This is a genomic window from Microbulbifer bruguierae (assembly GCF_029869925.1).
GTDB classification, from domain to species: domain Bacteria; phylum Pseudomonadota; class Gammaproteobacteria; order Pseudomonadales; family Cellvibrionaceae; genus Microbulbifer; species Microbulbifer bruguierae.
In genome coordinates, this window is sequence record NZ_CP118605.1 from 794,655 (window position 1) to 808,616 (window position 13,962).

The 13,962-nt window shown below is 55.4% G+C and carries 12 protein-coding genes; 2 read left to right on the top strand and 10 right to left on the bottom strand.

What is annotated here, in order from left to right; genetic code table 11:
• Positions 1 to 11: 11 nt before the first annotated feature.
• On the top strand, positions 12 to 2,270 hold the full coding sequence (locus PVT68_RS03420) for an ATP-dependent helicase (RefSeq protein ID WP_280321207.1): 2,259 nt from the start codon (positions 12 to 14) through the stop codon (positions 2,268 to 2,270).
• A 27-nt stretch (positions 2,271 to 2,297) separates the two neighbouring features.
• Here PVT68_RS03420 and PVT68_RS03425 read toward each other — a convergent pair whose 3' ends face one another.
• The 7 genes from PVT68_RS03425 to PVT68_RS03455 form a co-directional block, all read right to left on the bottom strand.
• Positions 2,298 to 2,987 (bottom strand): DUF4919 domain-containing protein, encoded by a 690-nt coding sequence (locus tag PVT68_RS03425; protein WP_280321209.1) that lies wholly within the window; start codon positions 2,985 to 2,987, stop codon positions 2,298 to 2,300.
• Positions 2,968 to 4,230, bottom strand: a complete 1,263-nt coding sequence (locus PVT68_RS03430; protein ID WP_280321210.1) for a patatin-like phospholipase family protein — start codon at positions 4,228 to 4,230, stop codon at positions 2,968 to 2,970. The genes PVT68_RS03425 and PVT68_RS03430 overlap by 20 nt, the downstream gene beginning before the upstream one ends.
• Positions 4,231 to 4,406: 176 nt before the next feature.
• Positions 4,407 to 5,411 (bottom strand): YhdH/YhfP family quinone oxidoreductase, encoded by a 1,005-nt coding sequence (locus tag PVT68_RS03435; protein WP_280321211.1) that lies wholly within the window; start codon positions 5,409 to 5,411, stop codon positions 4,407 to 4,409.
• Between the two features lie 61 nt (positions 5,412 to 5,472).
• The gene (gene sohB, locus PVT68_RS03440; RefSeq protein WP_280321212.1) at positions 5,473 to 6,681 is read right to left on the bottom strand and encodes a protease SohB; all 1,209 of its coding nucleotides are present in this window, start codon (positions 6,679 to 6,681) and stop codon (positions 5,473 to 5,475) included.
• Positions 6,682 to 6,705: 24 nt separating this feature from the next.
• Positions 6,706 to 7,356, bottom strand: coding sequence for a cation/multidrug efflux pump (locus PVT68_RS03445; protein WP_280321213.1), 651 nt, complete (start codon positions 7,354 to 7,356; stop codon positions 6,706 to 6,708).
• A 47-nt stretch (positions 7,357 to 7,403) separates the two neighbouring features.
• A complete protein-coding gene (nudC, locus tag PVT68_RS03450) occupies positions 7,404 to 8,216 on the bottom strand; it encodes an NAD(+) diphosphatase (protein WP_280321214.1) in 813 nt (270 codons plus the stop codon).
• A gap of 54 nt (positions 8,217 to 8,270) precedes the next feature.
• A complete protein-coding gene (locus tag PVT68_RS03455; RefSeq protein ID WP_280321215.1) occupies positions 8,271 to 9,968 on the bottom strand; it encodes a hypothetical protein in 1,698 nt (565 codons plus the stop codon).
• A gap of 302 nt (positions 9,969 to 10,270) precedes the next feature.
• Here PVT68_RS03455 and nhaB point away from each other — a divergent pair, with 302 nt between their 5' ends.
• Complete coding sequence (gene nhaB, locus PVT68_RS03460; protein ID WP_407666171.1) at positions 10,271 to 11,773, top strand: sodium/proton antiporter NhaB; 1,503 nt, start codon at positions 10,271 to 10,273, stop codon at positions 11,771 to 11,773.
• 75 nt (positions 11,774 to 11,848) lie between these two features.
• Here the strand turns inward: nhaB and dnaQ are convergent, their stop codons facing one another.
• From dnaQ to PVT68_RS03475, 3 genes are all read right to left on the bottom strand, one after another.
• Positions 11,849 to 12,574 (bottom strand): DNA polymerase III subunit epsilon, encoded by a 726-nt coding sequence (dnaQ, locus tag PVT68_RS03465; protein WP_280321217.1) that lies wholly within the window; start codon positions 12,572 to 12,574, stop codon positions 11,849 to 11,851.
• A 4-nt stretch (positions 12,575 to 12,578) separates the two neighbouring features.
• On the bottom strand, positions 12,579 to 13,016 hold the full coding sequence (gene rnhA / locus PVT68_RS03470) for a ribonuclease HI (protein WP_280321218.1): 438 nt from the start codon (positions 13,014 to 13,016) through the stop codon (positions 12,579 to 12,581).
• Between the two features lie 70 nt (positions 13,017 to 13,086).
• Positions 13,087 to 13,890, bottom strand: a complete 804-nt coding sequence (locus PVT68_RS03475; RefSeq protein ID WP_280321219.1) for a class I SAM-dependent methyltransferase — start codon at positions 13,888 to 13,890, stop codon at positions 13,087 to 13,089.
• Positions 13,891 to 13,962: the final 72 nt, after the last annotated feature.

Sequence of the window (13,962 nt, forward strand, 5' to 3'; positions counted from 1 at the left end):
ACAGGGGCTTCATGTCAGAACAGGCAACACATCTCACGGAAGAGCAGCAGGCCATCGCCAATCATCCAGGGGGCCACGCAAAAATCATTGCCGTTGCCGGATCCGGTAAAACCACCGCACTGCTGCACTACATCAAAAACCGTCTCAACACCGGTACGAATCCGCAACGCGTACTGGTACTGATGTATAACCGCAGCGCCAGAGAAGATTTCACCGCGCGCCTGAAGTCCCTGTGCGGTGATCGGATCCCCGCCGTAAATACCTTCCACAGCCTCGGCTACCGACTCTACCAGCAGTTAATCACCCGTGGTCATCTGGCGCGAGCCAACCTTACCCCGCTGCCACAATCGGTAGTGCAACTGCAAATATGGAAGGCCATCGAAGCCTGCGCACCACCCTCAGAGCTGGAAGATATCCGTGCGCGCAAGCAATCGGAAACTGAGGCCGCGGAATTTTTTATCGACTACACAAAAACCATACTCACCGGAGATTTGAGTGCGTTCCAGCAGCTCAATCTCGGCGATGAACATCTGTATTTTCTCAAGGTCTTCCGTCATTTCGAGGACTGGCGGAGGGAGCAGAATGCTGTCACCTATGCGGACCTGATTTACGACCCGGCAATTCTGTTCAGTCTACGGCCGGATATCGCCGAGGCCTACGGCAGCTTTTACACTGACATTCTTGTCGATGAATATCAGGACATTAACGAAATCCAGCATTTTCTGCTGCGGATTATCTACGGCAAGTCCGGCAACGTTATCGCCATCGGCGATCCCGACCAGACCATTTACGAGTGGCGCGGCTCACGCCCGGAATTCCTGCTGCGACTGTTCGACGGCGACTTCCCGCCTTCTCATATCTATCAATTGAGCCGTACTTTTCGTTACGGACACAGCCTGTCTCTGGCTGCCAACCACTTTATCCAAAACAACCGTGAACGGGCAGATATCTTTTGTATATCCGGTAATCCGAAAGCGACCACCGATATCAAGAAGGTCAACACTGGCAACGAGGGTAAATGGCTGGTGGAGCATGTGCGCCGCTGCCAACAAAACGGTCAACCACTCAAGGAAATCGCGATTCTGGTACGGCTTTGGTCGCTGGCCGCACCGCTGGAACTGGCACTGCTGGCCAACAACATTCCCTACCGCTCCGGCAGCCGCAATACGGTATTGTCGCGGCGGGAACTGCGGCCGCTGTTCTGGAGCCTGAATATCGCAGCCGGTCGCTTCTCGGAACTGTCTGCGAAACGCCGCAGCCAAGGCCTTTACGAATGGCTCACCGCACCGCACATCCGCATCCCCCGCGCAGCACTCGAACCCCTGTGTGAGCGCCTGAGCTCGTTTGATCGCGGCTGGGGTAAAGAGCTGTTAAAACAGATCCCGGAATCCCTGAGCCAACCCCAGTGCAAGCGTTTGCGGCAGCGCGCTGAGCTGCTGCAGCAGATAGAAGCCTGGCGCGGCCACGGCGGCGAGCTAGTGCGAAGACAACTGGGAGATCTGGATTACCTGAGCGGTATCGCGGAAGACGCATTCAACCGCCAGCAGGCAGAGGAACGACAACAGACCATCCTGGCTTTTTGCCAGTACCTCGATCAGTTACGCCTTGCCCCCAGAGAGGCTCTGGAGCACCTCCAACAACTGCAGCAACAGCACTTGAGCCAGGATCAGGAACAAGAAGAGAGTGAGGTGGATGCCATCCAGATTACCACCATGCACCAGGCCAAGGGCCTGGAGTGGGATCAGGTGGTCGTCCCATCCCTCACGGTACACAATATGCCGTACCAGCCACAGCGGGATTTCTCTACACCCGCCTCTACCGAAAGCGAAAGACGGCTAATGTATGTGGCCATGACCCGTGCAAAAAAACAGCTATTCCTGCTAACACCACCCGTAGCCGCGGACAAAACAGGTAATCCGAATGCCTCCGCTGCGGAACCAGAGCAGAAACCCTCGCTGTTTATCGATGAAATGCATCTGCCCCTCAGCAATCTGCTGGGCGAGGCCCTGGGAGAACGGCCCGAAAACATAACCACTCAGGTTCCGGTAACCCGGCTGGCTTTACGTTATCTCGAGGCCTGTGACTACAACCCGGATATCAACGCACCGCGAGCGACACAGCGAAAGCCACAGACCGGCGAAAGTGTTCGCCACCAGAAACTCGGGTACGGCCGGGTAATCAAGTGGGAAGATTCCCGGGTAGAGATTCTGTTCAGCGACCGTAAAACCCGCCGCTTCGACTGGGACAAGCTTGCACAATTCCTGATGTAACCGGGGCGCGCCCGGCAGGAGGAAATGTCACTCCCCGTCAGAACTCCGTGCAAACTGCTCGCTCACATTGAAAAAGAGCGGATATTCCTGGCCGGACTCCGGATCGCGCACCTGCATTTTGTCGTAAATACCCTGTTTGTCGTACACGATCGACTGATCCAGCACCTGTAAACCTTTCAGGCGAACGAACCCACGTAGCTCCGATGTGCTGATGGTCTGAAATGCGCTCGCCTGGGTTTTCCCGTCGCCACTGTTTTCAATCGATGTCATCAAGCCTTCCACCATGTAGCGGTGCTGATCCTCACGCTCGAAGTCACCCGCCTGACCGCTACAAACCACGCCGATCATGTGGGCTTCCAGACTCATATAGTTGTAAGCCAGCACCTTGTCGAGATTGCGCAGGCAACCGTCAAAATCTGCATTTTCTACCGAGCTGTAGGCTTCCGACAGTCCTTCCAGCTTTACACCACCATAGGGATTGTATTCGGGCGACCGCACATACGCTTTGCGCAGCCGATCAAAGTCCAGTGTAAAGCTGAGCTGAAGTGCCTCATCCAACAGCTGCCGATACTCGCTTTTATTCTGTTGGCGCAAAGGCACGCCGGAGTCAGATCCGCCCTGCCCCGCACAGGCGGCCAGAAGTATCACGCAAAGCGCAATCCCGCCGCGCGAAATCGCAGAGTAGGAACGTCGGAGTTCAGGAAGGAGGGTTGCCATGACTTGTTTCCGTTGCGGGTTTTACCCGAATACCAAAAAGACTCTTGTGCTCAGTGGGAACCAGCTGGGTACGCGGGCGCAGGAATTCCCGCAATTTGTCCTGCTCCCACATCGCATCCTGATAGCCGAGATCCACCAGCTCGCCCAGGTAGGGTTTTTCAAATAACAGGTAACTGGCGGCGGAGGCTCCCCCACCGGACGTGGTCGCACCGGTAGAGCGAAATAACCAACGCAAAGCCGGCGGCAGATAGCGCACCTTGCGCCCGGCAAGCCGATCAAGACTCTGGCTTGGCTCAATCACTGCAGATTCCACCGCGCGCAATGGCGCCAGCTCCGGGAGGGCCTTTTCCTCCACGGAATCCAATAGCAGGTTGACCCGATCCAGGTGTTCCAGATCCCCCTCCAGGCTGTCGATAAATGCCGCATTGAACAGCTGGCCGCCAATCTGTGCCAGCGACGGCGAGTGCTTCGCTATCTTGCGCCGCTTGCCCCAGTGCACCGGTGAGCGGTTGTCGGAGACACCCACCACAAACACCCGACTCGCCCCCAGATGCAGTGCCGGGCTGATAGGCGCCAGCTGTCGCACCGCGCCATCGCCGAAATACTCGTCGCCGATTTTCACCGTCGGAAACAGGGTGGGAATCGCAGTGGAAGCCATCAGGTGCTCAATGGTGAGCTGCGTACGCTCACCACAACGACGAAAACGCCGCCACTCCTGCAAATCTTCACTGCCCTGAAAAAAGCTGACAGACTCCCCTTCGTTGTAAGACATGGCATTGACGCTGACCGCCCGCAGGCGTCCCTCGTCGATATTCTTCTGAATATTGCCGAAGGGAATCACTTCATCGACCAAAGCCCGCAGCGGTCGATTATCCAGCAGGGCCAGAGGCCGTCGACGGGCAATTCCCTGATTGAACAGAGAACCGGTAATTGTCAGCAAATTCCCCAGCAAGCTGCTCCAGTTACTGCGATAGATACGGTCAACGGTGAGCCCCATCCAGAGATCACACAGTCGCGCCACCGCCTCTTTGAACGTGCCCGGGTAACTTGCCAGCAACAGTGCATTGACCGCCCCAGCGGAAGTGCCACAGATGATCTTAAAGGGGTAAGACTCACTCTCGGGAGTGAGCTCAGCCAGTGCCTTCAAGACTCCCACCTGATAGGCAGCGCGAGCACCACCGCCCGACAGCACCAGGGCACCGGCATCGTGGGTCTGAGTATTGAGGGGAGTATCTACCGACAATGTTTGCTACCAGATCAACCGTTTCAGGAACAGGGTTTCAGCGTTCGCCCTTGTGGGGCCTGGAACTCCCTGTTCAATTGTTATTTTGACTCTTCAGCATAGCAGCGGAGCCGCCCCGGAAATGAGGTCACCACCGCAAATATATGCGCCAACACACATTTTTGACCGACGACACACTATCTGTTCATGTCGACGACATAGCGTCCAATACCGTGCCCCCGATGCAACCGAGCGAGAAACTCCGGCGCCTGCTCCAGGGAAATATCTTCGGCAATCCTCTGCAACTGTTCACCGATATACCAATCCCCGGCCAACTTTTCCCACACCTCGGCTTTCTTCGCGAGGGGCAATTCCACACTGTCGACACCGAGCAGGCTGATACCCCGGAGGATGAAAGGGAACACGTTGGCCTGAAACTGGGCGCCGGAAGCCATACCACAGGCAGCCACACCGCCCCCGTACTTTAGGCATTTGATGACATTGAACAGGGTTTCGCCGCCCACAGTATCCACCGCCCAGGCCCACAGTGGCTTAGCGATGGCTTTGCTGGCGAATGGCGCCAGGGTTTCCCGATCGAGTACTTTCCAGGCACCGAGAGCGGTCAGGAAATCTGCGGATTCCAATTTACCGGTCACCGCAGCGACCCGAAAACCGAGCTTGGCCAACAGCGCCACCGTGATCGAACCGACGCCGCCGGTGGCACCCGTCACCAGCACTTCACCATCCTCCGGTGTGGCGCCGGCCTCCAACAGTTTTTCCACACATAAACCTGCAGTCAGGCCGGCAGTTCCGAGAATCATGGATTCCCTCAGTGTCAGGCCTGCAGGCAATGGCGTTACCCATTCCGCCGGCACTGCGATGCGCTCCGCGAGCCCCCCCGCAGTATTCATACCGAAGTCATAGCCAGTCACCAGCACCTTGTCACCGGGCCGGAAGGTACCACTATTGTCATGGATCACGCTGCCGGCTGCGTCGATACCGGGTGTATGTGGGTATTCACGAGTAACCGCACGGTTGCCAAAGGCCGACAGCGCGTCCTTATAATTCAGTGACGAATGGGAAACCACAACCTGTACTGGATTGGCGGGAAGGTCCGCAGTAGTTCTGGCGACAATCGTCTGGTCATATTTACCCGCCGCAACCTCTTCAACCAGCATCGCGCGAAATGTTTGCTCAGACATCAGCTCTTCCCTGTTCGCCACGTAAATTGAACATGGTAGTCAAATCAGTCAAATACAGTCGTTACTGGGCCTGGTGACGCCAGGCGGTCAAACGGGAAAACAGACGCGTCAGGACACTTTCGATACCGGATTGCGTCGCAAAACCGATTTTCTTGGCAATATTCTGACGTTCCTTGTACTCCACCTGGTAAAGATCCGCATTTTCGGCGCGGGCTGTCAGGTATTCGTCAGATGTCTTCAGTTCGTCCACCAGTGCCAGGTCCAGCGCCCGCTGACCAAACCAGACTTCGCCAGTAGCAACTTTACCAATATCCAGTTGCGGTCGATATTCGGACACAAAGTGCTGGAACAGGGTGTGTATTTCTTCCAGGTCACTCTGGAATTTTTCTTTACCTTCCGGTGTGTTTTCCCCAAACATGGTGACAGTGCGTTTGTATTCCCCAGCAGTAAACAGCTCAAAATCCACATCGTTGCGCTGTAACAGACGATGGAAGTTGGGCAGCTGCGCAACAACGCCGATAGAACCCAACATCGCAAATGGCGCAGCCAGAATCCGATCTGCAACACAGGCCATCATATAGCCGCCACTCGCGGCAACCTTGTCCACCACGATCGTCAATTTGACCCCTGAACTGCGCACCCGCGCAAGCTGGCTGGCGGCGAGACCGTAATTGGCCACCATTCCCCCGGGGCTCTCCAGGCAGACCACAACCTCATCGTTCTTATCCGCAACCTGCAATATCGCAGTAATTTCCTCGCGCAGGTTAGAGAGCGCAGATGCCTTGATATCACCGTCAAAGTGCAGCACGAACAGACGCTTGCGTGGGCCGAGATCAGCAACTTGCGGCGACGCATGCTCCGCAGTCGCGGTAGTCTCAGCGCCAACCTCAGCATCGGCCTCAGCCTGCTCTGGCACTTTGACTTCATGCGCATCGATTTCTACGCTGGTTTTTTCTTCAGCCTTACGCGCCTTGTGTGCTGCTTTTTGTTCTGCTTTGCGCTTTTTGGCGAGGGCTTTGGCCTCAGCCTTTTTATCCTTCTCCTGCTGTTTTCTGCGCTCCGCATAATCCGCACTGTCCATCACCGCTTCAAGCAGCGTCTCCTTGAAATCTTCATAGCGGTCATTCAGGCGGGTGATGGCAATGTGTCCAGGCTGGCGATCTTTATGATGCACGCGATTGGCAACGATAACGCCGACAACCACCAGCAGCGCCACAACGATAGTGACAACCTTGGCCAGAAACAGACCGTATTCACTGAGAAATTCCACTCAACCCCCCAATTCCGATTTAACTTATTGCCACTCATTGAGAGCAGACTGTGCTTGCTGATTCAGCGGACGGGCCAGCAAACCCGTATGACTGATTCGCACCTCATATACAGCGCCATCCTGCATCGGCAGGAAAGTCGCACTGCCATAAACTGCATCGACCACAGCTACCCGATTATCCATGCTGCGCAGGAAACTCCATACATCAACACCATTTTCGCTCTCGGACAGCGCGTGCACCGAGCGCTCTTTACTGCGTTCATCCTGGAGGGTCAGGTAACGACCACTCAGGCGATCCAGCCGATAGGCCGGCTCTACACCCCAGCGAGCCAATGGCCCTTTCCATTTGAGCATGCGCGCATCCAATTGCCACTGATCCCCATGCAGCTCAAACTCCTGGGACACGCCATCCTCATCAGCAAATTTCACCATAAAATGCTGATCATCCAGTCTTTCAAACGACACGGTACCCACGCTGTGCTCTTTGGCAAGATTGCGATAGCTGTATACATCCAGGGCAATCAGCACGATCAGCAGAGCACCACCAAGTAGCAACAGACCTATGGTTCCGCGAATAAAACCCAGCAGCCATTTTCCATTCAATAGCACCTTGCCCCCCCAGAACACCAATAGCAGGGCAATAAATGCAATCAAAAATGTAATCGCAATATACATTTCACTTAGCCTCTGTTGTTGTCATTAGCAGTGCGGTTTATCAACTATCACTTCCCGGCAACAAATGTTCTGATCAGCTGACCAGACAGCGTTTCCCGCGGCGGGATGGTTTCCGGCACTGCCGAGCGGTGAAACCAGTGGGCATCCAGAATTTCTTCCCGATCCAGGGCCAGAGCGCCCCCCACCGCCTCGGCAAAAAATCCGATCATCAATTGACCGGGAAAAGGCCAGGACTGACTCCCCAGATAGCGTACCTGTCCAACCTCCAGTCCAACCTCTTCAAACACCTCTCTCACCAATGCCTGCTCGGCATTCTCACCAGGTTCGATGAAGCCCGCCAACGCGGTATGCAGCGCTTGCTTATGACGATTGTGGCGTGCCAACAGGCACTCATCGCCGCGAGTAATCAGCATAATGACACAGGGAGAAATACGCGGGTACACCGCGAATGAGCAATGCGTACACACACGTGCACGATCTTGAGGGTGATATTCAGTCTGCAGCCCGCAGCGACCGCAATACTGGTGATCGAGATCCCAGTCCGCAACCTGGGTAGCCCTGCCCAGTGTAAAAAACAGGGACTCTTCCACTGCACCAAGCAGTCGGCGCAAGCCGCGCCATTCACAGCCAGGGATACCGATGGGATCGGACAAATGATGTACGCCGCAAGGCTCGCCCTGCCAATCACCCAGGTAGTGACTGCGAAAATCCCCCCGCCCCTGCAAAGTGAGGCCTTCGGGCAATTCCCGGTGAAGAGGCCCTCCCGGGGCGCAGAGCACCTCGCCCCGGGAAACCACGATGTGCCACTTGAATGCCGGCAGCGGCCAAAGGCGACCCGCCGGACGAAATTGTTGTGTCATAGGAGGTAAACAGCTCACCCGATTTCAATACCCAGACTGCACCATCAAGAGGCGTCAGGCAACTTCTACCGGGTATCCGAGGGCCTCCAGACTCTCTACAGCAAGATCCAGGGACTGCATATCAGCCTTGCGGTGCAATTTAACTTCACCCAGATAGTACTCCAGGCTGATGATTGCATCGGCAAATATTTCCAGGGACTGCTCCGTGGCGGGGGCGACCGATTTCTGGTCGATCACCGCATCTACAAAATCTACCAGGCGCTCTACCACTGCCGCTGCGCGACCCAGGCTGAGCACTACCAGACCACCCCGTACACTGTTAAGCGTGGTGGAAACATTGCGGATATGGCCGTGGTCAAAACCAGACTCGGCATAAGATCCCAGGGCGCGTTTAATCAGCGCAAGTCCCGCCTCCGCCTCTTTCAGTACCGCCAGCTCGGCCTCTGCAAGCTGGCTGCGTTCAAGAGCAATATCAGCCTGCCCCGTCTCATCAAGTTCGATAGAAGAACTCTGGCGCAAGGCGCGAATGGTACTGTCCACCGTGAGAATCTGGTTGGTGAGCTGTTGCAGTGCATTGTCTGCGGCCCGACCACCGGAGAGAGCGCAACTTTGATAGGCTGTCAGCGAGCCCGCGAGGTTTTCGCCGATACGGCGGAAATTCAGCAGGATTAACGTATTCGCGATACGCCGCAAAGTCTCAACCAATCCGCCCTCTTCATCGAGGCCAGTAACGCCGATCACTTCCGTATCGTCCAGCATTCTGCGCACACCGGACAACTCCTCATCCAGCGCGTTCGCGACCGCCGCAATAGCAGTTGCGCCCGGCCCGCCGAGACTCGCCCTGTCGCGCTCCAGCTCCGGTTCGCGATATCCGAGAGAGCGCACACTGAAGGCCTGTAGCAATTTTGCACCGTAACCAGTGGGGGCGGTAAGAGCCAGCCAGTACAGGCATTCCTTGATCAGCACAGGTGGCGCCGGCTGGTCGAGAGCCGCATCACCTTCGCGACAGATATTACGCAAGCGCCGATCAAGTAAACTGAACACCATGACTCGCTGACGGGTTATCAGTAATTCGCTACTTGCCATGGCGTTAATTGCCGTGCCGGCAACCGACCACAGCTTACCGTTCGGGCGGCCAGCGCTGACGCTGGCAATTCGCTGCAGCGCTCTGGCCATCATGGTGTAGGCCGGCTTACGGGGTTTGCCCTTGAGCAGTGCCAGTAACCCCACCTGATACATATGACGGAAGCGACGCACAAAAGACTGGAGATCTTCCGACATGACCGCCGAGGAGATAGCTCCGGGAAAGTTTGCATCCAGCCTGCAGCGCAGAAAGTGACTTTCGGGCACAGGAGCCTGAGCCCGCGTCAAACGCAGATTATTGATATAGGGCACCAGAAGTTCGGGACGCGGTACCCCCCTGTTCTGGACAAAATCAAGATAACGGGTGAGCACGTAAAATGCTGTTCCCATTCCCTCAAGTAATTCTTCAGGCGGATGCTGGCGATCCTGGAGCAAGTCTGCCAGGGCAGTAAGCATTTCCTGTGCGAGAAGCTCTGCCGCCCCCAGCTGGATCATCTGCAACACGCCGGTGGCTTGCCGCAACCCCTGGATACAATGTTCCAACGCTGACTTGTTGCCATGATCCGCTGCGAACTGGTCAAGGTACCCGGCAGCACCCTCGACACTGGCTACCAGCTCATCTTTTACCAGGCTGATCGAAGTCAGGTTAATCTCGCGCAATTCGCTCATTGCCTACACCACTGCAATTGTCTTTATTCTAGTACCGAGCAGATCAGGCCATTCCACTCAGGTCCCCCCCTTCAATCGGGCAATTTATACCAAACCGCCCAAGAATCCACCTTTCTGCAAACAATTTCTAGCGAGCAATCGACAAAATTGGGGCAGCCGCAGGCCAATTGGTAAATCCAATTGAATTTTCAGCCGGAACTCGGTAGGTTTCCCTGTCGACCTCCCAGCGGTATCGGGATGGGGCTCACAGAGAACCAAGGAAGTAACTAACGATGAATGCCTTCAATGATACTGTGCCAGTAATGAGCGGCGGCTTCGGCCGCGCCTTTACCGAGAACTTCCTCGGTGAAGCCCCGGACTGGTACAAGCTCACTATCGCCTTGTTCCTGATCATCAACCCGATACTGCTCTATACAACAACGCCATTCATTACCGGCTGGGTCTTGATTGGTGAATTCATTTTCACCCTCGCCATGGCCCTAAAGTGCTACCCGCTACAACCTGGCGGTCTACTGGCGATCGAGGCAGTGCTATTGGGAATGACCGACCCAGATTCTGTCTTTCATGAAGTTACCGACAACATCCAGGTGATCCTGCTACTGATGTTTATGGTCGCCGGCATTTACTTCATGAAAAGCCTGCTGCTGCATGTATTCACGAAATTGCTGATTAACGTACGCTCTAAAACTGCGCTTTCACTACTGTTCTGCGGTGTGTCAGCAATACTCTCGGCATTTCTAGACGCACTGACGGTTACCGCCGTACTGATCAGTGTGGCGGTCGGTTTTTACGCGGTTTACCACAAAGTGGCATCGAACCGGCAAACCCACCACGACCACGACCACTCCCATGACGAAGACGTAGTGGAATACCATCGCTCGGACCTCGACCAGTTCCGCGCCTTCCTGCGCAGCCTTATCATGCACGGCGCTGTAGGTACCGCACTGGGGGGGGTCTGCACCCTGGTTGGAGAACCCCAAAACCTGTTGATCGCAGAAAAAGCCGGTTGGCACTTTGCGCAGTTTTTCATAAATATGGCCCCGGTCACCATGCCCGCGTTTGCTGCCGGACTGCTTACCTGCATACTACTGGAGAAAACACGTATATTCGGATACGGCGCCAAGCTGCCGGATACCGTGCGGGAAGTACTGAGCAACTTTGCCACCGAGCAAGAGCGAAAACGCACACAGCGTGATACTGTCGAACTCTGGGTACAGGGCATTGTTGCGGTAATTCTGGTGCTATCTCTCGCCTTCCACGTGGCAGAAGTAGGGATCATCGGTCTTGTAGTGATCGTACTGTTAACTTCATTTAATGGTGTAATCCAGGAAGCCCGGATTGGCCACGCTTTTGAAGAGGCCCTGCCATTCACTGCCCTATTGGTCGTATTTTTCGCCATCGTTGCCGTCATCCACGAACAGCACCTGTTTGAGCCAGTCACCCATTTTGTACTTAGCCTGGAACCCGAACGGCAGCCCGGCATGCTGTTTCTCGCTAACGGCATCCTGTCCATGATCAGTGACAATGTGTTCGTCGCAACCGTCTATATCAATGAAGTCAAAACAGCCCTGACTGCGGGTGACATTACCCGCGAACACTTCGACAAACTGGCCATCGCCATCAACACTGGCACCAACCTGCCAAGTGTCGCGACCCCAAATGGCCAAGCGGCCTTTCTCTTCCTGCTGACGTCCGCACTGGCACCACTCATCCGACTGTCATACGGGCGCATGGTTGTTATGGCCCTGCCCTACACCATTGTACTGACAGTGGTCGCCCTGCTCTGCGTAGTCTTTGTTATCTGAGGCCAGATCGCTCTCAACACAAACAAAAATAAAGGGGCCACTTGGCCCCTTTATTTATCTATACGCTGCAGCTGCTTACCAGAAGTGCTTGCCAGCGGATTTTTCCAGCAAAGCCAGCATCTGCTGATGCCCCTCCTGCTCTTCCTCCGTCGCCCGCAGCACAGCTAAAGCCGCCCTATCTGCGCTCAAACGGCGAATCGCTCCAGCTTCACTTTGTTGTTCGGCTTTGTCCTCTTTTCGCTCCGAGCTTTTGTCTGCACCGGCCAGGGCAAGATCGGTCTGGCCGCCAGTCATCATCAAATAGACATCGGCCAAAATTTCCGCATCGAGCAAGGCCCCGTGCAGATCCCGCTGGGAATTATCGACAAAATAGCGCTTGCACAACGCATCCAGGTTATTTTTCTGACCCGGATGCCTTTCCCGCGCAAGAGCCAGCGTATCTAGCACACTGCAGTGGGCCGAAACGTTTTGCCAGCGGGAACTGCCGAGGCGCCGCAACTCAGCATTGATAAAACCCACATCGAACGGTGCATTGTGAATGACGAGCTCTGCACCATCACAGAAGGCCATAAATTCATCGACAATCTGGGAGAATACCGGTTTGTCCACCAGAAACTCATTGGTGATACCGTGAACCTCGATAGCACCATCATCCACTTCCCGCTCGGGATTGATGTACTGGTGATAGTGTCGACCGGTAAGTTTTCGGTTGATCAGTTCGACACAGCCAATCTCGATAATCCGGTGCCCAGATTTGGGATCCAGACCGGTGGTTTCGGTATCCAATACTATTTGACGCATTGATTTAATCCCCCAGTTGGTCAATGCCACGATTGGCGAGCGCGTCCGCGCGCTCGTTTCCGGGGTCACCGGAGTGACCTTTTACCCAATGCCAATGCACCTCGTGACTGGCAATAGCAGCATCCAGAGCTTGCCAGAGATCGGCATTTTTAACCGGTTTTTTGTTGGCTGTTTTCCAGCCGTTCTTTTTCCAGTTGTGTATCCAGGCGGTAATGCCCTGGCGCACATATTGAGAATCTGTGTGTAAGTCCACCCGGCAATGCTGATTAAGCGCCCCCAAGGCTTCGATTGCCGCGAGCAATTCCATACGGTTATTGGTGGTCAGGGGCTCACCACCGCACAGTTCTTTTTCCGCATTGCCGCTCATAAGCAATGCTCCCCACCCACCTGGACCGGGATTTCCACGGCAGGCACCATCGGTATAAATTGTGACTTGCTTCAAACCAGACTCTTGTTGTTGAAATACACTGCACTGCCCGCCCCACTACAACTGGGCAGCATTGTTGACTTGACTATCGTTTCAGGTGGCGATCCCGGGCGGCAACCCGAGGGCTGCTGGGCACTGCACTCAGCGCGGGCTTTCGCTCTCCACGCCAGTTGATTTTGATGGTGCGCATACGAGCGACTTCTTTGCGCGCGACTATGATGTAAAACCCACCCCAGGGCAAGTGGAAGCGGGTCCCCATCCGCTCCATCCAGGAAGTCTTCGCCAACAGGTCTCTGTGCTGTACTGGCAGCCTGAAAAAGCCCCGTTCAATGGGGCCCGCCTGCAAATCCAGCAGATTCATCCAGTCGGCCACCCGCGCCGCCCGCAACTGATTACCCCGCTGATAGGGACTGGAGGAACGAAAGACTCTATTCAGTCCCAACAGGGAAAAGGGATTGAATCCGATCAATACCATATGCCCACCCGGAATCAGCACCCTGGCCGCTTCCCGCAACACCTGATGGGGATGGGGGGCAAAGTCAAGCAAATGATGAAGCAAGACCACATCAATAGATTCAGACGGCAGTGGTAACTGCTCAAACTCAACCAATGCGGCAGCATCGCCAACCATGCATGGACTGAGGCGAAAACGGTGATTGATCCGGCTGCACGCGGCAAAGTCGACCTGGCACGCTACGCTTGCCTGCATCAGGTGATAACCAAAAAGCCGCTCCACCAATGGCTGGGCGAGAGCCAGCTGCTGGGTCAGAATTTCCTGCCCCAAACCAGTTTCAAACCAACGACTCAAATCCGGACAAGACTGCGCCAAAGCGGGGATCTGCCCCCCACTACGCTTGAACAGGGATCTGGATTCCGAATTGCGTTCCATGTATGGCTCCCGGAGGACTATTTGCCGCGTTCAGGATGACCGCACTCCTACACCCTGAGTCCGGCCTGAAGG